The organism is Ketogulonicigenium vulgare WSH-001 (genome assembly GCF_000223375.1).
GTDB lineage: Bacteria > Pseudomonadota > Alphaproteobacteria > Rhodobacterales > Rhodobacteraceae > Ketogulonicigenium > Ketogulonicigenium vulgare.
This window is the reverse complement of record NC_017384.1, coordinates 2,584,164-2,607,500: the sequence shown is the minus strand read 5'-3', so window position 1 is coordinate 2,607,500 and position 23,337 is coordinate 2,584,164. Positions and strand designations below refer to the sequence as shown.

The 23,337-nt window shown below is 61.1% G+C and carries 25 protein-coding genes and 1 tRNA gene (1 of these 26 cut by a window edge); 16 read left to right on the top strand and 10 right to left on the bottom strand.

Going from position 1 to position 23,337, the window contains the following annotated elements; all coding sequences use genetic code 11:
- From KVU_RS12990 to KVU_RS12955, 8 genes are all read right to left on the bottom strand, one after another.
- Positions 1–460, bottom strand: the 5' portion of a protein-coding gene (locus KVU_RS12990) for a succinate dehydrogenase iron-sulfur subunit (RefSeq protein ID WP_013382969.1). The gene continues 320 nt to the left of window position 1, outside the view; the window shows 460 of its 780 coding nt (coding positions 1–460); it begins with the start codon at positions 458–460; the stop codon falls past the left edge of the window.
- Positions 461–500: 40 nt separating this feature from the next.
- Positions 501–779, bottom strand: a complete 279-nt coding sequence (locus KVU_RS12985; RefSeq protein ID WP_013382968.1) for a hypothetical protein — start codon at positions 777–779, stop codon at positions 501–503.
- A gap of 14 nt (positions 780–793) precedes the next feature.
- Positions 794–1,090, bottom strand: coding sequence for a hypothetical protein (locus tag KVU_RS12980; RefSeq protein WP_013382967.1), 297 nt, complete (start codon positions 1,088–1,090; stop codon positions 794–796).
- Positions 1,090–1,434, bottom strand: coding sequence for a succinate dehydrogenase flavoprotein subunit (locus KVU_RS12975; RefSeq protein WP_013382966.1), 345 nt, complete (start codon positions 1,432–1,434; stop codon positions 1,090–1,092). The genes KVU_RS12980 and KVU_RS12975 overlap by 1 nt, the downstream gene beginning before the upstream one ends.
- Positions 1,435–3,240: a succinate dehydrogenase flavoprotein subunit gene (sdhA, locus tag KVU_RS12970; RefSeq protein WP_013382965.1), complete on the bottom strand. Its 1,806-nt coding sequence runs from the start codon at positions 3,238–3,240 to the stop codon at positions 1,435–1,437.
- Positions 3,241–3,252: 12 nt separating this feature from the next.
- On the bottom strand, positions 3,253–3,636 hold the full coding sequence (locus KVU_RS12965; RefSeq protein WP_013382964.1) for a succinate dehydrogenase, hydrophobic membrane anchor protein: 384 nt from the start codon (positions 3,634–3,636) through the stop codon (positions 3,253–3,255).
- Between the two features lie 10 nt (positions 3,637–3,646).
- Positions 3,647–4,045 (bottom strand): succinate dehydrogenase, cytochrome b556 subunit, encoded by a 399-nt coding sequence (gene sdhC / locus KVU_RS12960; RefSeq protein ID WP_013382963.1) that lies wholly within the window; start codon positions 4,043–4,045, stop codon positions 3,647–3,649.
- 207 nt (positions 4,046–4,252) lie between these two features.
- Positions 4,253–4,456 (bottom strand): DUF1737 domain-containing protein, encoded by a 204-nt coding sequence (locus tag KVU_RS12955; RefSeq protein WP_013382962.1) that lies wholly within the window; start codon positions 4,454–4,456, stop codon positions 4,253–4,255.
- A 175-nt stretch (positions 4,457–4,631) separates the two neighbouring features.
- On the opposite strand from KVU_RS12955, the gene mdh reads away from it, so the two are divergent.
- The 12 genes from mdh (at position 4,632) to KVU_RS12895 (ending at position 18,061) form a co-directional block, all read left to right on the top strand.
- Positions 4,632–5,594, top strand: a complete 963-nt coding sequence (mdh, locus tag KVU_RS12950; RefSeq protein ID WP_013382961.1) for a malate dehydrogenase — start codon at positions 4,632–4,634, stop codon at positions 5,592–5,594.
- A gap of 303 nt (positions 5,595–5,897) precedes the next feature.
- Entirely contained in the window at positions 5,898–7,115 is a 1,218-nt protein-coding gene (gene sucC, locus KVU_RS12945; RefSeq protein ID WP_013382960.1) for an ADP-forming succinate--CoA ligase subunit beta, read from the top strand.
- A complete protein-coding gene (sucD, locus tag KVU_RS12940; RefSeq protein WP_013382959.1) occupies positions 7,116–8,000 on the top strand; it encodes a succinate--CoA ligase subunit alpha in 885 nt (294 codons plus the stop codon).
- Positions 8,001–8,033: 33 nt separating this feature from the next.
- A complete protein-coding gene (locus tag KVU_RS12935; RefSeq protein WP_013382958.1) occupies positions 8,034–11,006 on the top strand; it encodes a 2-oxoglutarate dehydrogenase E1 component in 2,973 nt (990 codons plus the stop codon).
- Between the two features lie 2 nt (positions 11,007–11,008).
- On the top strand, positions 11,009–12,226 hold the full coding sequence (odhB, locus tag KVU_RS12930; protein ID WP_014538105.1) for a 2-oxoglutarate dehydrogenase complex dihydrolipoyllysine-residue succinyltransferase: 1,218 nt from the start codon (positions 11,009–11,011) through the stop codon (positions 12,224–12,226).
- Between the two features lie 15 nt (positions 12,227–12,241).
- Positions 12,242–12,631, top strand: a complete 390-nt coding sequence (locus KVU_RS12925; protein WP_013382955.1) for an MAPEG family protein — start codon at positions 12,242–12,244, stop codon at positions 12,629–12,631.
- 36 nt (positions 12,632–12,667) lie between these two features.
- Complete coding sequence (gene lpdA, locus KVU_RS12920; protein WP_013382954.1) at positions 12,668–14,056, top strand: dihydrolipoyl dehydrogenase; 1,389 nt, start codon at positions 12,668–12,670, stop codon at positions 14,054–14,056.
- 135 nt (positions 14,057–14,191) lie between these two features.
- On the top strand, positions 14,192–14,845 hold the full coding sequence (locus tag KVU_RS12915) for an ABC transporter ATP-binding protein (protein ID WP_014538104.1): 654 nt from the start codon (positions 14,192–14,194) through the stop codon (positions 14,843–14,845).
- Positions 14,829–16,436 carry a KpsE/RkpR family capsule polysaccharide export protein gene (locus tag KVU_RS12910; protein WP_014538103.1) on the top strand — a complete coding sequence of 536 codons (1,608 nt, stop codon included), beginning with the start codon at positions 14,829–14,831 and terminating at the stop codon, positions 16,434–16,436. The genes KVU_RS12915 and KVU_RS12910 overlap by 17 nt, the downstream gene beginning before the upstream one ends.
- A 46-nt stretch (positions 16,437–16,482) precedes the next feature.
- Positions 16,483–17,316 (top strand): 3-deoxy-8-phosphooctulonate synthase, encoded by an 834-nt coding sequence (kdsA, locus tag KVU_RS12905; protein ID WP_013382951.1) that lies wholly within the window; start codon positions 16,483–16,485, stop codon positions 17,314–17,316.
- 183 nt (positions 17,317–17,499) lie between these two features.
- Complete coding sequence (locus tag KVU_RS12900) at positions 17,500–17,910, top strand: glyoxalase superfamily protein (protein ID WP_014538102.1); 411 nt, start codon at positions 17,500–17,502, stop codon at positions 17,908–17,910.
- 76 nt (positions 17,911–17,986) lie between these two features.
- Positions 17,987–18,061, top strand: a tRNA-Gln gene (locus tag KVU_RS12895).
- 61 nt (positions 18,062–18,122) lie between these two features.
- On the opposite strand, the gene irrA is transcribed toward KVU_RS12895, so the two are convergent.
- Complete coding sequence (gene irrA, locus KVU_RS12890; RefSeq protein ID WP_013382949.1) at positions 18,123–18,566, bottom strand: iron response transcriptional regulator IrrA; 444 nt, start codon at positions 18,564–18,566, stop codon at positions 18,123–18,125.
- 217 nt (positions 18,567–18,783) lie between these two features.
- Between irrA and fabA the strand changes: the two genes are divergently transcribed.
- From fabA to KVU_RS12870, 4 genes are all read left to right on the top strand, one after another.
- Positions 18,784–19,296: a bifunctional 3-hydroxydecanoyl-ACP dehydratase/trans-2-decenoyl-ACP isomerase gene (gene fabA, locus KVU_RS12885; protein WP_014538101.1), complete on the top strand. Its 513-nt coding sequence runs from the start codon at positions 18,784–18,786 to the stop codon at positions 19,294–19,296.
- A gap of 21 nt (positions 19,297–19,317) precedes the next feature.
- Positions 19,318–20,544 carry a beta-ketoacyl-ACP synthase I gene (gene fabB / locus KVU_RS12880; RefSeq protein ID WP_013382947.1) on the top strand — a complete coding sequence of 409 codons (1,227 nt, stop codon included), beginning with the start codon at positions 19,318–19,320 and terminating at the stop codon, positions 20,542–20,544.
- A gap of 20 nt (positions 20,545–20,564) precedes the next feature.
- Positions 20,565–21,353 (top strand): enoyl-ACP reductase FabI, encoded by a 789-nt coding sequence (locus KVU_RS12875; protein ID WP_013382946.1) that lies wholly within the window; start codon positions 20,565–20,567, stop codon positions 21,351–21,353.
- Positions 21,354–21,416: 63 nt separating this feature from the next.
- Positions 21,417–22,367 carry a threonine ammonia-lyase gene (locus KVU_RS12870; RefSeq protein WP_013382945.1) on the top strand — a complete coding sequence of 317 codons (951 nt, stop codon included), beginning with the start codon at positions 21,417–21,419 and terminating at the stop codon, positions 22,365–22,367.
- 266 nt (positions 22,368–22,633) lie between these two features.
- On the opposite strand, the gene nth is transcribed toward KVU_RS12870, so the two are convergent.
- Complete coding sequence (nth, locus tag KVU_RS12865; protein WP_013382944.1) at positions 22,634–23,278, bottom strand: endonuclease III; 645 nt, start codon at positions 23,276–23,278, stop codon at positions 22,634–22,636.
- Positions 23,279–23,337 lie beyond the last annotated feature (59 nt).

Sequence of the window (23,337 nt, the reverse complement as noted above, 5' to 3'; positions counted from 1 at the left end):
ATTCTTTTTGCGGTGTATTGGTCTTGGTTTCCAGCCAAGGCATAATGCTGGCATGCTGGGCATAGAAATGCGTCAGATCCGGTACCAGATCCTTGATCACCGGCATATGCGGCAGCGGATAGATGCGGATATCGCCGCGGATTTCGTCCAAGCCATAGATGCAGGCCAGAGTATTCTGCCCGTCGATATTCATCGCGCAAGAGCCGCAGATCCCCTCGCGGCAGGACCGGCGGAAGGTCAGGGTCGGGTCGATCTCGTTCTTGATCTTGATCAGAACGTCCAGCACCATCGGGCCGCATTGATCCAGATCGACGAAATAGGTGTCGAGGCGCGGGTTCGCGCCATCATCGGGCGACCAGCGATATATCTGCACCTTGCGCACGTTCTTTGCGCCTGCGGGCTTGGGCCATGTTTTGCCAACCGTCATCCGGCTGTTCTTGGGCAGTGTCAGTTGGACCATGTTCCCTCTCCTTATCCCTGGCTGTCGCTGGGGGTGCCGCTTAGCCTGCGGCGTTCACGCAATTCAGCGCGGCCGGACGGCTGACGATGCTGGTAATCAATGTGCCAACCTCGCGGCTGGGGCCGGTGGCGGCGGAAAGCGTTGCCAATTCGTCTGCCGTTGCCGCCTGCAGCACGCAATCGGCCAGAATTTCACCTGCGGCCCCCGGCGAGATCTCTTGCAGCATCGGCAGGATCAGGGCGCGGGCGGCGCTGGTATCTTGCGCCATTGCAGGCGCGGCGATCAGCGCCAGCACAGCGGCGAATACGAATTTCTTCATGAACAGCTTCCTTATCACAGTGCGGGCGGACGATAGGGCGCAAAGCCCGTTCTGCGGCGCACACATTCATCATAGACCTGCATCGGGTCGCGCCCGCGCAGGAAATCTGTATTCACACCCAACTCGACCTCGGCCGACGGGCCGGATCGGTTGTTGAAGCCAACCGTTACACCGCCCGTTGGCCCCATCGCCGCACGGGCGCGCTGTTCGCAATAAGCGGTCGCGGCGACAATATCGACATTGCCGCTGGGCGCGGCACCGCAAGCCGTCAGGGTCACAAACCCCAGCAGTGCCAGCGCCGGCGCGCGCATTACGACAGCGCCCCTTGCATGACCGACAGCAGGCCGGCGTTGCTCATATTACTCAGCAAACAATTCTGCGTGCCGCGGCGCGTGGCGATATCGCGCACAAGCTGCGAGGTTTCCGCACTGACCGTGCCTGTGACGGCCCCGGTTGCCAGCACCAACAGCTCAGACCCGTTGGCATTGTCGATAATGCAATCCGTCACCGGCGCGACATTGATACCGGGCGCGCGGGCGGCCACGGCATTATTCACCGCTTCCTTGGCCAGGACGCGCGACGCATCGGTCACCGTATCTTGCCCGATGCACCCCGCCAGCCCGGCAAAAGCCGTAAAGAGAACGATATACTTCAATTAATAGACCCGTGCTTTGGGGGCGATCTTTTTCAGATCAATCCCGCCTTCCTCGACCGTCGTCAGCGGATCAAGATGAACCGGACGATAATCCAAGGATACAGTATTCCCCTCGACCCAGGCTAGCGAGTGCTTGCGCCAGTTCACGTCATCGCGTTCAGGATAGTCCTCATGCGCATGGGCGCCGCGCGATTCCTTGCGTGCCTCGGCGGCGACGATTGTCGCCAGCGCGTTGGGCATCAGGTTCGTCAGCTCCAGCGTTTCCATCAGATCGCTGTTCCACACAAGGCTGCGGTCACTTACCTTTAGATCCGCGACTTTGGCCGCAACGGCGGTCATCTTTTCGACCCCCTCTGCCAGCGTTTTGTCGGTGCGGAACACGGCGGCATCGGCCTGCATGGCGCGCTGCATTTCCAATCGCAGATCGGCGGTCGTCGTGCCGCCATTGGCATAACGCAAGGCGTCGAACCGATCAAAAGCCTTTGCAATTGAATGCAGATTCGGCGCGGCATTGGGAGTGCCCGCCTGAACGATCTGGCCCGCACGAATGGCTGCCGCACGCCCGAACACCACAAGGTCGATCAGTGAATTCGACCCCAACCGATTCGCACCGTGGACCGAGGCACAGCCCGCCTCGCCCACCGCCATCAGACCCGGCTGCACACGGTCGGGATTATCCGCCGTCGGGTTCAGCACTTCGCCCCAATAGTTCGTCGGGATACCGCCCATATTGTAGTGGACGGTCGGCAGCACGGGGATCGGCTCTTTGGTCAGATCGACACCGGCGAAAATCCGCGCCGATTCCGAAATACCGGGCAGACGCTCGTGCAATGTCTCGGGCGGCAGGTGGTTCAGGTGCAGGTAGATGTGGTCTTTGTTCGGGCCGACACCGCGGCCTTCGCGAATCTCGATCGTCATGCAGCGCGAGACGACGTCGCGGCTGGCCAGATCTTTATAGGTGGGGGCGTAGCGCTCCATAAACCGCTCGCCGGCCGCGTTGGTCAGATAACCACCCTCGCCGCGCGCGCCCTCGGTGATCAGACAGCCCGAGCCATAGATACCCGTGGGGTGGAATTGCACGAATTCCATATCTTGCAGCGGCAGCCCCGCGCGCGCCACCATGCCGCCGCCGTCGCCCGTGCAGGTATGGGCCGAGGTTGCGCTGAAATAGGCGCGGCCATAACCGCCCGTCGCCAGCACGACCATCTTGGCCGAAAAGACGTGGAACGTGCCATCATCCAGCTTCCATGCCAGAACGCCGGTGCAGACACCGTCTTCGGACATGATCAGATCGAGCGCGAAATATTCGATGTAGAACTCAGCCTGCTGTTTCAGGCTTTGGCCATAAAGCGTGTGCAAGATCGCGTGGCCGGTACGGTCGGCGGCGGCGCAGGTGCGTTGCACAGGCGGGCCTTCGCCATATTCGGTGGTGTGACCGCCAAAGGGGCGCTGATAGATCTTGCCCTCTTCGGTGCGGGAAAACGGCACACCGTAATGTTCCAGCTCGTAGACCGCCTTGGGCGCTTCGCGGGCCAGATATTCCATCGCATCGGTGTCGCCCAGCCAGTCGCTGCCCTTCACCGTGTCATACATATGCCACTGCCAGCTATCGGGGCCCATATTCCCTAGGCTGGCCGCAATGCCGCCCTGCGCCGCAACTGTATGCGAGCGGGTCGGGAAAACCTTGGAAATACAGGCCGTCCGCAGGCCTTGTTCCGCCATGCCCAGCGTTGCGCGCAGGCCCGCGCCACCGGCACCAACCACCACGACGTCATATTCATGCGTCTCGTATGTGTAAGCAGCCACGTCTTTACGTCCTCATGAAGGTTGGCCCAGCGCCAGACGCACCAGCGCCAACAGGCCGGTCGCGATCAGCAGCCACGACAGGCCGCGGGCGATCAGCACGGTAATTTCACGGGCAAAGCCCTGCAGGTAATCTTCCAGCATCATCTGTGCGCCGACAGCAAAGTGGCGCAGACCGACCACCAGCGTCAAACCCAAGACGATCAGCGGAAACGGCCGACCGACATAGGCGCGCGCCTGATCAAACGGCAGGAACAGCGCATTCCCCAGCACCCAGACCAGGCAAGGCACCAGCACCAGCAAGCCATAAGATGTCGAGGTCATGAAAATATGGTCAAACGTGCCCGTGCGCGATGCGCCATTGCCAACGGCACGTTTGCGATCCGTCAAATAACGCATGATCGCCCCCTTAGATCAGCCAGAACAGGCCAACGGTCAGCACCGTCAGCACGAATGAGCCAATGACAGCCGCCCAGCCCAGCCGCTCGGCCGTCTGGATTTTCAGGCCATAGCCCTGATCAAATATCAGATGCCGCGCGCCTGCCAGCAGGTGATACCACAGCGCCCAGGTCGAACCCACGATGATCAGCCGCCCGATCCAGCTGGTCACAACCCAATGCACCGGCCCGAACCAATCAGGCCCCATCGCCAGCCCGAGCAGCCACCACACCAGCAGCACAGCGCCCGCAATCAGGGCATTGCCGCTGATGCGTGTCAGCAAGGACGATGCCGAAGTTAATTGGATGCGGTAATATTTGCCAAGCATGAAGGGCGATAATGGCCGCCCGCCCTTTTGCATATCAGCCATGACGCCACCTCTCTCGTGGCGGGCTGGCAGTGGGGCCAACGCATGGCCCACACCGGCTCGCCCGCAGCAAACCCTTTGGCAATTCGCTTTTGCATAAACGATCCAAAAGCGAAGTCACGGGAAAATCGCCACTGCCGGGGTCATGTTATCGCAAAACCTGTCATTTGTGATCACAAGCCGCGTGACACGCAACCGAATCGAAACGGATTACAGCTGGCCCAGCTTGATTTCAGGGTCATAGGTCGCATCGACATCCTTGGTCACGGCCTGACCGCAGCGCATGACTCCGTTCGCCGCATCAAAGGCATAGGTGGGATTGCCGTATAGTTCCCAGCCTTTGGACAAGGCTTCGGTCACCTTATGGCAGAAGGCAGAGGTGTCATCGGCGGTCAGCAGGCGATAGGCTTTCATGGCATGTCCTTTCAATTGGAAAACAGCGATTTCCCCAGCGATACGACGGGCCACGTTCAAAGGCGAGCGCTAACAGCGCGCAGGCAGTCTTGCGCCAGTTGCCGTGCGGGTTTACGCAAGGCCCGTCAGAGCGGCAAAAGCCCGCTGTTTGCCCTTCAAGGAGGAACGGAAAACCATGGCACGACCCAAAATTGCACTGATCGGCGCCGGTCAAATCGGTGGCACGCTGGCCCATTTGGCGGCCATCAAGGAACTGGGCGATGTGATCTTGTTCGACATCAGCGAAGGCACCCCCCAGGGCAAAGCGCTGGATATCGCGCAATCGGGCCCGTCCGAAGGCTTTGACGCCATCCTCAAAGGCACCAATGATTACGCCGATATCGCAGGCGCCGATGTCTGCATCGTGACCGCCGGCGTGCCGCGCAAGCCGGGCATGAGCCGCGATGACCTGCTGGGCATCAACCTGAAAGTCATGAAATCGGTCGGCGAAGGCATCGCCAAACACGCGCCCGACGCCTTTGTCATCTGCATCACCAACCCGCTGGATGCGATGGTCTGGGCGCTGCAACAATTCTCGGGTCTGCCCGCGCATAAGGTTGTTGGCATGGCTGGCGTGCTGGATTCGGCGCGCTTCCGTCACTTCCTGTCGGTCGAATTTGGCGTGTCGATGAAGGACGTTACCGCTTTCGTGCTGGGCGGCCATGGCGATACGATGGTGCCGCTGGCGCGCTATTCCACCGTTGGCGGCATCCCCCTGCCCGACCTGGTCGAGATGGGCTGGACCTCGCAAGAGACGCTGGACGGCATCATCCAGCGCACCCGTGATGGCGGCGCGGAAATCGTCGGCCTGTTGAAGACCGGCTCGGCCTTCTATGCGCCCGCGACCTCGGCGATCGAGATGGCCGAAAGCTATCTGAAAGACCAAAAGCGCGTCCTGCCCTGCGCAGCCTATGTCGAGGGCGCCTTCGGCCTCGACGGCCTTTATGTTGGCGTGCCCACCGTGATCGGTGCAGGCGGCATCGAAAAGGTCATCGGCATCAAGCTGTCGGCGGACGAGCAAGCCATGTTCGACAAGTCGGTCGACGCGGTGAAGGGCCTTGTCGCAGCTTGCAAGACCATCGACCCCAGCCTTGTCTAAACCCGCCGTTTAAGGCCATGAAGCCCACCGGAACATCACGTTCTGGTGGGTTTTTGTTATCACGAATCCACGTTGTTTTGATTAAGGTTTTATTACCGCCAAAACTTTGGACTTTTTTGTGATCACATGATCAAATCGTGTGATCACAAATGTCGGATTTTAGCGCTAACCCCCAAGAATCCCGTTCTGAACGCGCACCGCCTGTGGTTGATTGGCCGCAGTTTCAGGCGGCCACGCGGCGGACTATAGGAAGTTTACCGCAAAGACCGCATATATGCCCCAAGTGGCAAGATGAGGCGGGCGATGAATATTCATGAATATCAGGCAAAAGGCCTTTTGCGTGATTACCAGATCCCCGTTGGAGCGGGTCAGATCATCCTGAACAGCCGTGATGCCGACCAAGCTGCGGCCGCGCTGCAGGGCCCGCTATGGGTGGTAAAGGCGCAAATCCACGCAGGTGGTCGCGGCAAAGGCCATTTCATCGAGGAGGCCGCAGGTGCCGGCGGCGGTGTCCGCCTCGCGCGCTCGGCGTCCGAGGCCGCGCAGATCGCGCGCCAGATGCTGGACAACACCCTTGTCACCGTGCAGACCGGCCCCAAGGGTCGCAAAGTCGGCCGCGTCTATCTTGAAGCTGGCGCCGATATCGCGCGCGAGCTGTATCTGGCGCTGCTGATCGATCGCAAAACCTCGCGCATCTCGTTCGTTTGTTCGACCGAGGGCGGCGTCGATATCGAACATGTCGCTGCAACGACGCCGGAAAAGGTCATCACCATTGCGGTCGATCCCGCGACGGGTTTCCAGCAATGGCATGGCCGCGCCATTGCCTTTGCGCTGGAACTGTCCGGCGCGCAGATCAAGGAATGCGTCGCCCTGACCGGCAATCTTTACCGCGCCTTCACCGAGCGCGACATGGAGATGCTCGAGATCAATCCCCTGATCGTGACGCCAGCGGGCCATCTGCACTGCCTCGACGCCAAGGTCGGTTTTGACAACAACGCCCTTTATCGTCACCCCGAAATCGCCGCCCTGCGCGACGAGGCCGAGGAGGACGAAAAGGAGCTTGCTGCGTCCAAATTCGATCTGAACTATATCACGCTGGACGGCAGCATCGGCTGCATGGTCAACGGCGCGGGCCTTGCGATGGCGACGATGGATATCATCAAGCTCTATGGTTCGGCGCCCGCGAACTTTCTGGATGTCGGCGGCGGCGCCAGCAAAGAAAAGGTGACCGAGGCGTTCAAGATCATCACCTCTGACCCCAATGTGCAGGGGATTTTGGTGAACATCTTTGGCGGCATCATGCGCTGCGATATCATCGCCGACGGTATCATTGCCGCCGTGCGCGAGGTTGGCCTGCAAGTGCCCCTTGTCGTCCGGTTGGAGGGCACGAATGTCGAAATCGGCAAGGATATCATCCGCAATTCCGGCCTGAACGTGATACCCGCAGACGATCTGGCGGATGCGGCGCAAAAGATCGTCGCGGCGGTCAAGGATGCAACCCATAAGGCAGCGGAGGCTTGAATGGCCATTCTCGTTAACGCCCAGACCCGTGTCATCTGCCAGGGCATCACCGGCGCGCAAGGCACATTCCATTCGCAGCAGGCGCTGGATTACGGCACGCAGCTTGCCGGCGGCGTGACGCCCGGCAAGGGCGGCACCACCCATCTTGGCCTCCCCGTGTTCAATACCGTGCATGAAGCGATCGCGAAAACCGGGGCCAATGCCACTGCGATCTATGTCCCGCCGCCCTTTGCCGCCGATTCGATCCTCGAGGCGATTGACGCCGAAGTGCCGCTGATCGTCGCGATCACCGAAGGCATTCCGGTGCTGGATATGATGCGCGTCAAACGCGCGCTGGTGGGTTCGAAATCGCGCCTGATCGGGCCGAACTGCCCGGGCGTTCTCACCCCGAATGCCTGCAAGATCGGCATTATGCCCGGCAGCATTTTCAGCGCGGGTTCGGTCGGCGTGGTCTCGCGCTCGGGGACACTGACCTATGAGGCGGTCAAGCAGACGACCGACGTCGGTCTGGGCCAGTCGACCGCCGTCGGCATCGGCGGCGACCCGATCAAAGGGTCCGAGCATATTGATATTTTGGAAATGTTCCTCGCCGATCCGGCGACGGAATCCATTATCATGATCGGCGAGATCGGCGGCACAGCCGAGGAAGAGGCCGCCCAGTTCCTGAAGGACGAAAAGGCCCGTGGCCGCTGGAAGCCGACCGCCGGTTTCATCGCGGGCCGTACCGCCCCGCCCGGCCGCCGTATGGGTCACGCAGGTGCGGTGATCTCGGGTGGCACCGGGGATGCCGAATCGAAAATCGACGCGATGCGCTCTGCCGGCATCGTGGTGGCCGATAGCCCAGCGACGCTGGGGCAGGCCGTAATGCAAGCCATTCGCGGCTAAAGCCGCCTTTATAGACCCAAAGAGTCGAGAGTCATGAACGACCAGTCCTCATCGCAAGCCTTTCGCGCCGCAGATATGCTGAACGGTGCCAATGCCGATTACATCGCGCATTTGCAGGCAAGCTACGCCAGTGACCCGCAATCGGTTGACGAAAGCTGGCGGGCTTTGTTCGCCGCGCTTGACGACAATGGGGCGGCCCAGGCCGAAGTATCTGGCCCCTCTTGGGCGCGGCGCGACTGGCCGCCGATGGCGGCGGGCGATGCGATCTCGGCGCTAGACGGGCAATGGCCGGGCGATCCGATCCCCGCCGATCAGGTGAAAACCACGACGCAAAAACTGCAGGCCAAAGCGGCCGAGGTCGGCAGCAAGGTGTCCGAAGGCCAGCTGCGCACCGCCGTGCTGGATTCGCTGCGCGCGCTGATGCTGATCCGCGCCTATCGCATCCGTGGCCATTTGGCCGCCGACCTTGATCCCCTTGGGATGCAGGCAAAACCCTATTACCCCGAGCTGGACCCGGCCTCTTACGGGTTCACCGGTGCCGATATGGAACGCCCGATCTTTATCGACAACGTGCTGGGGCTGGAAGTTGCGACCATGACCCAGATCGTCGATCTGGTCCGCCGCACCTATTGCGGCACGTTTGCGATGCAATACATGCACATCTCGGACCCCGCACAATCAGCTTGGCTGAAAGAGCGGATCGAGGGTTACGGCAAAGAAATCACCTTCACCCGCGAGGGTCGCCGCGCGATTCTGAACAAGCTGGTCGAGGCCGAGGGCTTTGAAAAGTTCCTGCATGTCAAATACATGGGCACCAAGCGCTTCGGCCTTGATGGCGGCGAAGCGCTGATCCCGGCGATGGAGCAGATCATCAAGCGCGGCGGCGCGATGGGCGTGCAGCAGATCGTCATGGGCATGCCCCACCGCGGCCGTCTGTCGGTGCTGGCCAACGTGCTGTCCAAACCCTATCGCGCGATTTTCAACGAATTCCAGGGCGGCAGCTTTAAGCCCGAGGATGTCGATGGTTCGGGCGATGTGAAATATCACCTTGGCGCATCATCTGATCGTGAATTCGACGGCAACAAGGTGCACCTGTCGCTGACCGCGAACCCCTCGCACCTCGAGGCGGTGAACCCTGTCGTGCTGGGCAAAGTGCGCGCGAAACAGGCGCAGCTGCGCGATAGCGAGCGCACCAAAGTGCTGCCGATTCTGCTGCACGGCGATGCCGCCTTTGCCGGTCAGGGCGTTGTGGCGGAATGTTTTGGCCTGTCGGGCCTTGTTGGCCATAAAACCGGCGGCACGATCCATATCGTCGTGAACAACCAGATCGGCTTTACCACCGCGCCCAGCTATTCGCGATCCTCGCCCTATCCGACCGACATCGCCCTGATGGTCGAGGCGCCGATTTTCCACGTCAACGGCGACGATCCCGAGGCCGTGGTCCACGCCGCCAAGGTCGCGACCGAGTTCCGCCAACTGTTTCACAAGGACGTGGTGATCGACATTTTCTGCTATCGCCGCTTTGGTCACAATGAGGGCGACGAGCCCATGTTCACCAACCCGGCGATGTATAAAACGATCAAGGGCCACAAGACGACCCTGACGCTTTATACCGACCGCCTTGTCGCTGACGGCCTGATCCCCGAAGGCGAGATCGAGGAGATGAAGGCGCGTTTCCAAAGCCATCTGAATGATGAATTCGAGGCGGCAAAGACCTTCAAGCCGAACAAAGCCGACTGGCTGGACGGCCGCTGGGCGCATTTGGGCCGCCCCGATCAGGACAATACCCCGCGCGTCGCCACCGCGATCGCGGCTGAAACCATGGCGGAAATCGGCAAATCGCTGACCACCGCCCCGGATGGCTTTGGCCTGCACAAGACCGTTGACCGCCTGCTGGAAGCCAAACGGAATATGTTTGAAACCGGCGAAGGCTTTGACTGGTCGACAGCCGAGGCTTTGGCCTTTGGCGGTCTGCTGACCGAAGGCTATCCCGTCCGCCTGTCGGGTCAGGATTCGACGCGCGGCACGTTCAGCCAGCGTCATTCGGCCTTTATCGACCAACAAAGCGAGACGCGTTACTATCCGCTGAACAATATCCGCGAAGGCCAGTCGCATTACGAAGTCATCGATTCGATGCTGTCGGAATATGCTGTTCTGGGCTTTGAATACGGCTATTCGCTGGCCGAGCCGAACGCCCTGACCCTGTGGGAAGCCCAGTTTGGCGATTTCGCGAACGGCGCACAGATCATGTTCGACCAGTTCATCTCGTCGGGCGAATCGAAATGGCTGCGGATGTCGGGCCTTGTGATGCTGCTGCCGCACGGGTTCGAGGGCCAAGGCCCCGAACACTCGTCCGCGCGCCTTGAGCGGTTCTTGCAGATGTGCGGCGGCGATAACTGGATCGTCGCGAACTGCACGACGCCTGCGAACTACTTCCACATTCTGCGCCGTCAGATCCACCGCGATTTCCGCAAACCGCTGGTGCTGATGACGCCCAAATCGCTGCTGCGCCACCGTTTGGCGACGTCCAAGGCCAGCGATTTCACCGAAGGCAGCTCGTTCCACCGCGTGCTGTGGGATGATGCGCAACTGGGCAGCTCGGCGACCGAGTTGAAGCCGGACGATCAGATCAAACGTGTCGTCGTCTGTTCGGGCAAGGTCTATTATGACCTGCTCGAGGAACGCGACGCCCGCGGCATCGACGATATCTATCTGATGCGTCTGGAACAATTCTATCCGTTCCCGACGATGACTCTGGTGCGCGAGTTGGGCCGCTTCAAGGATGCCGAGATGATCTGGTGTCAAGAAGAGCCCCGCAACCAGGGCGGCTGGAGCTTTGTCGAGCCGAATTTCGAATGGGTTCTGAACCGGATCGAGGCAAAACACCGCCGTCTGACTTATGTCGGTCGCGCAGCCTCGGCCTCGCCCGCAACGGGGCTTGCAAGCCAGCATAAAGCCCAGCAAAACGCCCTTGTCGACGAAGCGCTGACCATCAAAGGAAACTGACCATGAGCACCGAAGTCCGTGTTCCGACGCTGGGAGAAAGCGTCACCGAAGCCACCGTGGCAACATGGTTCAAAAAGCCCGGCGATGCCGTCGCGGTCGACGAAATGCTGTGCGAGCTGGAAACCGACAAAGTAACGGTCGAGGTTCCCTCGCCCGCTGCCGGCACCTTGGCCGAGATTATCGCGGCTGAGGGGGAGACCGTCGGTGTCGGCGCCCTGCTGGCGCAGATCACTGCGGGTGCCGCCGCGCCTGCGCCTGCGCCCGCCGCTGCCCCCATCGCGCCGCCCAAGGCCGAGGTGAAGCCCGTCCCCGAGGCCACCGCCCGCAAGGGCGATGACGCCCCCTCGGCGCGCAAGCTGATGGCGGAAAACAATATTGAGGCCAGCGCCGTCGCAGGCTCGGGCCGCGATGGCCGCGTGATGAAAGGCGATGTCCTGGCCGCATTGGTCAGCGCACCTGCCGCGCCCGCACCTGCCGCGGCCCCCGCCGCGCCGCGCGCCGCCAGCCGCGCCGATGATGCGCCGCGCGAGGAACGCGTAAAGATGACCCGCCTGCGCCAGACCATCGCGCGCCGGTTGAAAGAGGCGCAAAACACCGCCGCCATGCTGACCACCTATAACGAGGTGGACATGACGGCGATCATGGATTTGCGCAATCAATACAAAGACCTGTTTGAAAAGAAACACGGCGTGAAGCTGGGCTTTATGTCCTTTTTCGCCAAGGCCTGCGCCCATGCTTTGGCCGAAGTGCCCGAGGTGAATGCCGAGATCGACGGCGATTCGGTGATCTACAAACGCTATGTCCATATGGGCGTGGCGGTTGGCACGCCGAATGGTCTGGTGGTTCCCGTCGTGCGCGACACCGATACCAAATCCTTTGCGCAGATCGAGAAAGAGATCGCAGGCTTTGGCCGCAAGGCGCGCGATGGCAAACTCTCGATCGAGGATATGCAGGGCGGCACCTTTACCATCTCGAATGGTGGTGTGTATGGCTCGCTGATGTCCTCGCCCATTTTGAACCCGCCGCAATCGGGCATTCTGGGCATGCACAAGATCCAGGATCGCCCCATCGCCCTGAATGGCCAAGTTGTGATCCGGCCGATGATGTATCTGGCTTTGTCCTATGATCACCGTATTGTGGATGGTCAGGGGGCGGTGACTTTCCTTGTGCGCGTGAAAGAAGCGCTGGAAGATCCGCGCCGCCTGTTAATGGATCTGTAATCAAAGGGATAGACCATGACTGCTGAGCTGATCGTTCTTGTTCTGGTGGCCTTGTTACAAGTTGTGCAAATTATGCTTGCAGGTGCGGCGATGAACCAAGCCGGGCTGATGCAATGGAATGCGGGGCCGCGTGATACGGCCCCGAACTTTCCGCCGCTGGTCGGGCGCCTGATCCGCGCCGTGAACAACACGACCGAAGGGCTTGTGCTGTTTGCCATCGCCGTCATCGTCACGGTGATCACCGGCCAAAGCAGCGGCCTGACCGCGACGCTTGCCTGGATCTATCTGGCTGCCCGCGTGCTTTACGTGCCCGCCTATGCCTTTGGCTGGTCGCCTTGGCGTTCGGCCATCTGGGCGGTCGGGCTGCTCAGCACTGTGATCATGCTGATCGCTGCACTTTTCTAACCCAACAAGACCAAGCCCCCGACGAGGAGGAACCCAATGTCCAGCTTTGACCTGATCGTGATTGGTGCCGGCCCCGGCGGTTATGTTTGCGCGATCCGCGCAGCGCAGCTGGGCCTGAAAACAGCCGTGGTCGAGGGACGCGAGACTTTGGGCGGCACCTGCCTGAACGTCGGGTGTATCCCGTCGAAAGCGCTGTTGCACGCGACCCATAGCCTGCATGAGGCGCAGCATAATTTCGACAAAATGGGCCTTGAAGGCGCGGCGCCCACTGTCAACTGGGACAAGATGCAGGCCTATAAAGGCGATGTCGTCGGGCAGAACACCGGCGGCATCGAATTCCTGTTCAAAAAGAACAAAGTGACCTGGATCAAGGGCTGGGCCTCGATCCCCGCTGCGGGTCAGGTCAAGGTCGGGGACGAGGTTCACACCGCCAAGCATATCGTCATCGCCAGCGGCTCGGAGCCCGCGAGCCTGCCCGGGGTCGAGATTGACGAGGAGGTCATCGTCAGCTCGACCGGTGCCTTGGCGCTGAAACAGATCCCGAAACGTTTGGCCGTCATCGGCGCGGGCGTCATCGGGCTAGAGTTGGGTTCGGTCTATGCCCGCCTTGGCGCCGAGGTGACCGTGATCGAATATCAGGACAAGATCACCCCCGGCATGGATGCGGATGTGCAGCGCACATTGCAGCGCATTTTGGCAAAACAAGGTCTGAATTTCGTGCTGGGCGCCGCTGTTCAGGGCGCGACCACCGCAGAGGGTGGCGCGACGCTGAACTACAAACTGAACAAGACCGGCGATGAGCATAGCTTGACCGTCGATACCGTTCTGGTCGCCACCGGCCGCAAGCCTTTTACCGCGGGCCTTGGCCTTGATACGCTTGGCGTTGCCCTGTCGCCGCGTGGCCAGATCGAGACTGACAGCCACTACGCCACCAATATCAGCGGCATCTATGCCATCGGCGACGCGATCGCCGGCCCGATGCTGGCCCATAAGGCCGAGGACGAGGGGATTGCCATCGCCGAAATCCTTGCCGGTCAGGCGGGCCATGTGAATTACGGCATCATCCCCGGCGTCATCTATACCACGCCCGAGGTCGCCAGCGTCGGCGCAACCGAAGAGGCACTGAAAGCCGAAGGGCGTGCCTATAAGGTGGGCAAATTCAGCTTTATGGGCAATGCCCGCGCCAAGGCCGTGTTCCAGGGCGAAGGCTTTGTAAAGCTGATCGCGGATAAGGAAACCGACCGTATCCTTGGCGTCCATCTGATCGGCCCCGCAGCGGGCGATATGGTGCATGAGATCTGCGTCGCGATGGAATTTGGCGCATCAAGCGAGGATGTCGCCCGCACCTGCCACGCCCACCCGACCTTTTCCGAAGCTGTGCGCGAGGCCGCACTTGCCTGCGGCAGTGGCGCAATTCACGCCTAACGCTGCTGCATTCGCGCGTATTTCCGCTTTCGCATGGATTTCCCCTAGCGCTTGGCCCTATCATGGGCCTTGCGCCTATCATGGGATATTAACATGTTGCGCCCATAACGGATGCGGGAACGCAGGTAACAGGCAATGTTGGAATTTCACGACGTCAGTAAGTCCTTTTGGACCGGGACACAGCGCAAGGTGATCCTGAACCACGCCTCGTTCCGGGTCGAACTTGGGCAATCCCTCGGCATTTTGGCGCCCAACGGCACCGGGAAAAGCACTCTGATCAATATGATCGCGGGGCTGGAAAAGCCGGATGAGGGGAAAATCATCCGCAATTGCCGCATTTCCTTCCCGCTGGGTTTTATGGGCGGCGTCGTGAACAAGATGTCCGGCAAGGAAAATGCGCGCTATATCGCCAATATTTACGGACTTGATGACGATTATGTCGAGGCTTTCTCGCGCTGGCTTTGCGGCCTTGGCGAATATTTTGATATGCCTCTGGGCACCTATAGTTCGGGGATGCGCGCGCGTTTCACGCTGTCGCTGATGCTCGCGCTGGATTTTGATATGTATCTGATTGACGAAGGCATGCCCAGCACGACCGATGTCGAGTTTAACCGCAAAGCTGGCGCGATTTTGCGTGAGCGGCTGGAAAAATCGACGGTGATCATCGTGTCTCACCTGCCGAATGTGCTGGAAAAATTTGCCGAGCGCGCGGCCGTCTTGCGCGACGGGACGCTGCATATGTTTGACACGCTGGAAGAGGCGAAACAACTTTATGACTACACCGCCTAAAGTCCGCCGGTTCCGCCCGCGCCCCGATGCCCCGCTCACCGATACGGACGCCGTACAATCTGCGGCCACCCCGCCCGAGGCCGAAGCACCTGTGACGGGATCGACCGACCCCAATGTCATCGCGCAAGAGGGGCTTTCCGCCCGCCAACTGCGCATGGCGCGCCGCGTGGCCCAACGTCACGGCATAACATTTACCACGGATTTTGACGCTGTTGCCCAATTGCGCGCCCGCGGCGTCGACCCCTTTGGCGGCAATAGCCTGCTGGATATCATTCCCGATGATGGCCAAGGGCAAAATGGCACGGCGAATTCGCCGCTGACCGAAAATCTGCCTGTAAAACGCGCCAAAACAGAACCGCAGCTGCGCCCCGCCGCACCGGTCGGGCGTCCAACCGTTGCTGGCACCAATGCCACGCTGATCGACGCCGCCGCAGATCGCAGCAAGGAAATCCTGGCGCTGCAGCGCGACATTGCCCGCCGCCGCCGCCGCAAACTTGCGCTGCTGATCGCACGGCTGAGCTTTTTCGTATTTCTGCCGACCCTGCTGGCCGGCTGGTATTTTTATGTCATCGCAACGCCGATGTATGCGACGGAATCTGAATTTTCGATCGACCAACCCGCATCTGCCATGATGGGTTCGGGCACCAGCACAGCATCTATGCTATCGGCCAGCGGCTCGGTCGGCATCATCCAAGACAGCGTAACGGTGCAATCCTATCTGACCTCGCGCACAGCGATGATACGTCTGGACGAAGACTTGGGCTATCGCGCCCATTTCAACCAGCCAAATATCGACCCGCTGCAGCGCCTGCCCGATGATGCGGGCTATGAAGACGCCTACAAGCTGTTCGAGCGCAACGTGAAGGTCGGTTTCGACCCGACCGAAGGCATCTTGCGGATGGAGGTGATCGCCGCCGATCCCGCCACCAGCGAGGCCTTTGCCAAGGCGCTGGTCGGCTATGCGGAAGAGCAGATCGACGGCATGACCCTGCGCCTGCGCGAGGCGCAGATGGCCGATGCAGAACAAAGCTATCGCGATGCCGAACTGCGCCGCGCTGATGCCTTGTCCCGCTGGCTCGCGATTCAGCAAGAGATGCAACAGATCGACCCAACCAGCGAGTTGCAAGTGCGTATGCAGCAGATTGCGTCACTGGAAACCGAACGCCAGCAGCTGCAAATCTCGCTGCGCAGCCTAGAGGTCACCTCGCGCCCGGTCGAATCGCAACTGCAGGGGCTGCGCAGCCGGATCGCGACGATTGATGGCCTCGTGGCCGAGCTGCGCACCTCGCTTGCGGCCTCGGACGGCGGCAGCTCGCAGGCGGTGCGTAACACTGAACTGCGGATCGCCGAGGAAAACTATAACTTCCAGGTCGAGATGGTGGGCCAGTCGTTGGCGCAGATGGAGGCCGCCCGTCTGGAAGCCTCGCGCCAAGTGCGCTATATTCGTATGGGCGTCGAACCCGTCGCCCCGGACAGACCGACCTATCCGCGCGCCTTTGAAAACACCCTTGTCGCACTATTGGTGTTTGCTGGCATTTACCTGATGCTGTCGATCACAGCCTCGGTTCTGCGTGAACAGGTGTCGTCCTGATAAATGCGGCGCGGGCACGCCCCGCGCCAACCCCAAGGAGAAGATCATGCAGGACGTCGCCATTCGCGGCCTGAGCGTTGGAAACAACCAGCCATTGACGCTGATCGCTGGCCCCTGCCAGTTGGAATCTGCCGATCACGCGCAGATGATTGCCGGCACTTTGGCCGAGATCTGCCAGCGCACCGGCGCGCAGTTCATTTTCAAGGGCAGCTATGACAAGGCGAACCGCACCTCGCTGTCGGGCACGCGCGGCCTTGGCATGGAGGCTGGTCTGAAGATCCTAGAGGGTGTGCGCGCCGCATTTGGCTGCCCCGTGCTGACCGATATCCACGAACGCGAACAATGTGCTGAGGTCGCCTCGGTCGTGGATGTGCTGCAGATCCCTGCCTTCCTGTGCCGCCAGACCGATCTGCTGATCGCTGCCGGCGAGACGGGCGCCGCGATCAATATCAAAAAGGGCCAGTTCCTTGCGCCTTGGGATATGGCGAATGTCGCGTCCAAGGTCGCATCGACCGGCAATAACCGCATCATGCTGACCGAGCGCGGCGTGTCTTTTGGCTATAATACATTGGTCACCGATATGCGGTCGCTGCCGACCATGGCCCGCACAGGTTATCCGGTGGTCATGGATGCCACCCATTCGGTGCAGCAGCCCGGCGGTCAGGGCAATTCTTCGGGCGGTCAGCGCGAATTTGCGCCGGTGATGGCCCGCACGGCCGTCAGCCTTGGCATTGCTGCCGTGTTCATTGAGACACACCAAGACCCCGACAATGCGCCGTCGGACGGCCCCAATATGATCTATCTGGATCAGATGGATCGCCTGATGACCTCGCTGATGGCATTTGATGCGCTGGCAAAGGCCGACCCGCTGCGCCCTTGACCTTGCGGCGCGGCAGCGCCATATCTGCGGCAGGTTGCCGGAACCTGCCGCCCGCGGGACAATCCCTTGGTGAAGCCGGCCACGCGGTGTCGCGTGTTTTTCCATGATCCATCCGGCCAGGCCGGGGCGGTTATTGGCAATGCGGGCCCCAAGACCAACGCCCGCGACCCCAAGGATGCCATCATGGCACGTATCGACCACCTGAAAACCGAGGCGCGCGCCCTGCGCGCCCAAAACCCCCATCTCACCCATTCAGCCGCGTTGGAATCAGTGGCGCAAAGCCACGGCTATCGGGACTGGAACACCGCCAGCGCCGATGCGCAGCGCCCGCTGGAACTGGGCGCGCCGGTGGCGGGTCATTACCTTGGCCATGCCTTTACCGGTAGGCTGCTGGATGTGCAGACATTGGACGCCAGCGGGCGGCAACGCCTGACGGTGCAATTCGACACGCCGATCGACGTCGTCGAATCGCAGCACTTCTCGGCCTACCGGCAACGTGCGACCGCAACGGTCGAGGCGAATGGGGTTTCCCCCGCGCGTCTTGGCAATGGCACGCCCCAAATGCAGATCTGGCGCGATTCACGCCGTATGTGACGCATGGGCATTGGCGGTATTGCTGAAAATGGGGGTTGAACAGCCCGAAAGACATCAGTAGATACCGCCTCACGGTTGGGGTATCGCCAAGTGGTAAGGCAGCGGTTTTTGGTACCGCCATTCCCAGGTTCGAATCCTGGTACCCCAGCCAATTTCCTGAAAAATAAAGACCGCAAGAACGCCACAGCAATGTGACGCCTAAACGTGTTTTTTTACTTGCGGCGCAGGCGGATGATCACGTCGACGGCGGCAACCTCGACGCCAGCGGGCGCCTGGGGCAAGCGGCGGATTTCCAGCTGATCAGCAGGCGCGTCGCTGAGGGTCGCGCTGTCTTCCCAGTAGAAATGCGGGTGATCATCAAGGCGCGTGTCGAAATAGCCCTTTGAGCCATCGACCGTAATTTCGCGCAACAGCCCCGCCTCGCAGAAGGCGCGCAGGGTGTTATAGACCGTCGCCAGCGACACCTGCTCGCCCGAGGCGGTCACGGCATCGAACAGGCTTTCCGCGGTCACATGGCGATCCAACCCGTCGCCCACCAAATGGGTGGCCAGCGCAACGCGCTGACGTGTCGGGCGAAGACCCGCCCCGCATAGCCATGTAATGCCACGCTCGGTCTGCGCTTCACCCATCTCGGGAAAGGTTTTCATCGTATCCATAGGGGGACTATGCGGGAAATGGGCCAATCTCGCAATGCGAATCGTGTGCAACTGGATTGGCGCGCCCCGCAAATTCACGCGATCCTGCCTTCTGCAAGGCCAATGCCACGCTTATATGACGCCCATCGCCGTTCGCGACGCCCCGTTGCGCTTGCCCTGAATAAGCGGGGGGTGATAGACGACCCCTGATATAAGTAGACATGGATAAGCCCTTTAGATGACCAGCTACCCGACGCACTTCGACAAAGATGACCTCCTTGCCTGTGCGCGAGGCGAATTGTTCGGGCCGGGCAATGCCCAGCTACCCATGCCCCCCATGCTGATGATGGACCGCATTACCGATATCTCGGGCGATGGCGGTCTGCACGGCAAGGGCCATGTCGTGGCCGAGTTTGATATTACCCCCGATCTGTGGTTTTTCGCCTGCCATTTCCCCGGCAATCCCGTGATGCCCGGCTGTCTGGGTCTGGATGGCCTGTGGCAGTTGACCGGTTTCAATCTGGGCTGGCGCGGCTGGCAGGGTCAGGGCTTTGCCCTGGGCGTCGGCGAAGTGAATCTGAAGGGCATGGTCCGCCCCGACCGCAAAATGATCCGCTATTTCGTCGATTTCACCCGCGTCATCGACCGCAAGCTGAAGATGGGCGTGGCCGATGGCCGCGTCGAGGCTGATGGCGAGCTGATCTATACCGTCAAGGATATGAAGGTCGGCCTTGCGGCACCTGCCGCCTAAGTCGCCTGAAAGGAGAATGCCATGCGTCGTGTTGTGATTACAGGTCTGGGGATTGCTTCCTCGATCGGAAACAACGCCGAGGAAGTCGCCGCCGCGCTAAAGGCGGGCAAATCCGGCATCACTGCCAATGCGCAGATGCAGGAACACGGCTTCCGCTCGCAAATCGCGGGCGATGTGAAACTGAACATCGCGGACCATATCGAAAAGCGCACGCTGCGCTTCATGGGCCCGGGCGCAGCCTATGCCTGGATTGCTATGTCGCAGGCGATTGCCGACGCTGGCCTGACGGAATCCGAGATCTCGCACGAGCGCACCGGCCTGATCGCAGGCTCGGGCGGGCCATCGACCTCGAACCTGTTCGCGGCGCATCAAACCGTGCTGACCACCGGCAGCCCCAAACGCATCGGGCCGCTGATGGTGCCGCGCGGCATGTCCTCGACCGTGTCGGCGAATCTGTCGACCGCCTTTAAAATCAAGGGCATCAACTATTCTATCACCTCGGCTTGCTCGACCTCGCTGCATTGCATTGGCGCGGCTGCGGAACAGATCCAATTCGGCAAGCAGGACGTGATGTTCGCAGGCGGTGGCGAGGAACTGGACTGGACCCTGTCCTGCCTGTTCGACGCCATGGGGGCCATGTCCTCGAAATACAATGACACGCCCGAGCGCGCCTCGCGCGCGTTTGACGCGGGCCGCGATGGTTTTGTCATCTCGGCGGGCGGCGCGATTGTCGTGCTGGAAGAGCTGGAACACGCCCTTGCGCGCGGCGCGAAAATCTATGCCGAAGTCACCGGCTTTGCCGCAACCTCGGATGGCCATGACATGGTTGCCCCCTCTGGCGAGGGCGGCGAGCGCGCCATGCGCCTGGCGCTGAACACCCTGCCCGAGGGCCGCAAGGTCAGCTATATCAACGCACATGGCACCTCGACCCCCGTCGGTGACGTGGGCGAGGTCGAGGCGGTCCGCCGCGTCTTTGGGGACACCCATCCGGTGATCTCATCGACCAAATCCATGACCGGCCACAGCCAGGGCGCGACCGGCGCACAAGAGGCGATCTATTGCCTGTTGATGCTGCGCGATGACTTTATCGCGCCCTCGATCAACGTTGAAACCCTCGATCCGGCGATCAATCCGGGCGAGATCGCCCTCACGACAGTGCTTGACGCGGGGCTGGATACTGTGATGACAAACAGCTTCGGCTTTGGCGGAACGAACGGCTCTATGCTGCTGTCCCGCTTCGTGAAATAATCCGCGAAGGAAGGATGCGCATGACACTGGATCTGAACGGCAAACGTGGCCTGATCATGGGGGTGGCAAATGACCACTCCATCGCTTGGGGCATTGCAAAAGCCATGCACGAGGCCGGTGCGGAACTGGCCTTTACCTATCAGGGCGAAGCCTTTGGCAAACGCGTGGCGCCGCTTGCGGCCTCTGTCGGGTCGGATTTTCTGGTCGATGTCGATGTCACCAACGACGAATCGCTGGATAAGGCGTTCGACCTGCTGGAAACCCGCTGGGGCAAGATCGACTTTCTGGTCCACGCCATCGCCTATTCCAACAAAGACGAGCTGACCGGCCGTTTCATCAACACCTCGCGCGAGAATTTCAAAACCTCGATGGTGATTTCGGTCTATTCGCTGATCGAAGTGGCCCGCCGCGCGCGCCCGCTGATGAGCGACGGCGGCACGATCCTGACGCTGACCTATCAGGGCTCGAACCGCGTGACACCCAATTACAACGTCATGGGCGTGGCCAAGGCGGGTCTGGAAAGCGCCGTGCGCTATCTGGCGAATGACCTGGGGCCCGAGGGTATCCGCGTCAACGCCATCTCGCCCGGCCCGATGAAGACGTTGGCGGGTTCCGCCATCGGCGGCGCGCGGGCAACCTTGCGCCATACCGAACAGAACTCGCCCATGCGCGCCAATGCGACGCTGGATGCGATTGGCGGTACGGCGGTTTGGCTCGCCTCGGCTGCGGGGCGCTGCACCACGGGCGAAGTCGTCAGGGTCGACGGCGGCTATCACGTTCTGGGCATGCCCCAGCAAGAAAATCTGTAAAAGATCAGGGCGCCAACCGGCGCCCTTTTTCATGGCCACGACGACTGCACAACGGGGACAAAGATGAATCACGACTTGATCAATGCTGCTTGGGATCGCCTGCAGGGCCATGTGCGCCGCACCCCGATCCTGTCATCGCCCGCGCTGGATGCGATTGCCGGGCGGCGCATCTTGGTCAAGGCGGAATGCCTGCAAGTCACCGGATCGTTTAAGGCGCGCGGCGGCTGGGCGGCAGTCTCGGCGCTGACAGGCGCGCAGGGTGTCATCGCCTATTCCTCGGGCAACCACGCGCAGGGCGTCGCGCGCGCGGCAACAGCGCATGGCCTGCCCTCGGTCATCATCATGCCGGCCGATGCACCAAAGGCCAAGATCGACGGCACCCGTGCCCTAGGCGGCGAGGTGGTGCTGTATGACCGCGAGACCGAGGATCGCGACGCCATTGGCGCCGAGATCGCCGCCGCGCGGGGGCTGGTGCTGATCAAACCGTTCGACGACGCGCAGGTCATCGCGGGCCAAGCCTCGGTCGGGATCGAGATTGCCGAGGAACTCGGCGATCTGCCCGCCGATGTGCTGGTGCCCTGCGGCGGCGGCGGTCTGGCTTCGGGAATCGCGCTGGCACTATCCGCCCGCGCGCCGCAAATGCGTGTCCGCACCGCTGAACCCGAAGGATTCGATGATGCCGCCCGCTCGCTGCTGGCGGGCCATCCGGTGAAGAACGCCAGCCTTGGCGGCTCGATCTGTGATGCGATTCTGACGCCCTCGCCCGGCGCGCTGACCTTTCCAATTCTGCAATCCTATGCGCAGGCAGGCCTTGTCGTGACCGAGGATCAAGTGCTGCGCGCCATGGCTATGGCCTTGAAACACCTGAAGATTGTGGTAGAGCCGGGCGGTGCCGTCGGCCTTGCCGCCGCGCTGTTCCAGCCGCAAGCATTTGACACCGATACGGTCATTGCCGTTGCCTCGGGTGGGAATGTTGACCCCGCCATTTTGGCCCGCGCCGTTGCCCTGATGTAAACCCCCGATCTAAACCCTAGTAAATGAGTCGGGCGCGGGTGTCGCAGTGTAATGTCGCACCCCCTGGCCTATATAGGTTTCAGCACAGCAAGCAGCGTCGCTTCTAGGCAGCCACCCGATAGGGCAAGCAACCGAGTGAGGCGACGCAGCCAGCCAATCCCCTGACATACCGCCAGCAAGGCAGGTCGCCACCAACCGGCAGCCACCCCCTCAGCCAGCTTGTCAGGATGCCAATCAAAGCGCCGCCAGCTATCGCGAGCCCCGCTTTAAACAGTCTTTTCTTCAAACAGACAAAGATCAGCAATCAGGCAATCGCCACAGCGCGGCTTGCGTGCAAGGCAGATGTATCGTCCGTGCAGGATCAACCAGTGATGCGCGTGCTGCTGGAATTCAGCGGGGACGTTATCCTCGATCGCGCGTTCGACCGCGACCACATCTTTGCCCGGACAAATCCCGCTGCGATTGCCGATGCGAAAAATATGGGTATCCACCGCCTGCGCGGGGAAATGCCACCAGATATTCAGCACCACATTCGCCGTCTTGCGCCCCACGCCGGGCAGTGATTCCAGCGCCGCGCGTGAACTGGGCACCTCGCCGCCGAATTCATCCACCAGAATCTGGCTCAGACGCATGACGTTTTTGGCTTTGTTCCGGAACAGGCCGATGGTTTTGATATGTTCGATCAGACGCTCTTCGCCCAGATCCAGCATCTTTTGCGGCGTGTCGGCCACTTCGAACAGCGCCCGCGTCGCGCGGTTCACCCCCACATCAGTCGCCTGCGCGGACAGGGCCACCGCCACCACAAGCGTATAGGCGTTGGTGTAATGCAGCTCGCCCTCGGGGGTGGGAGATGCGGCGCGAAAGCGGGTAAAGACCTCGCGCATGACGTTATAATGCAGCTGTACGACCATGGCTTCCTTTTGCCTTGGCGCAGACGCACGCACAAGCGTTTGCGCATGTTTCGGGTCGC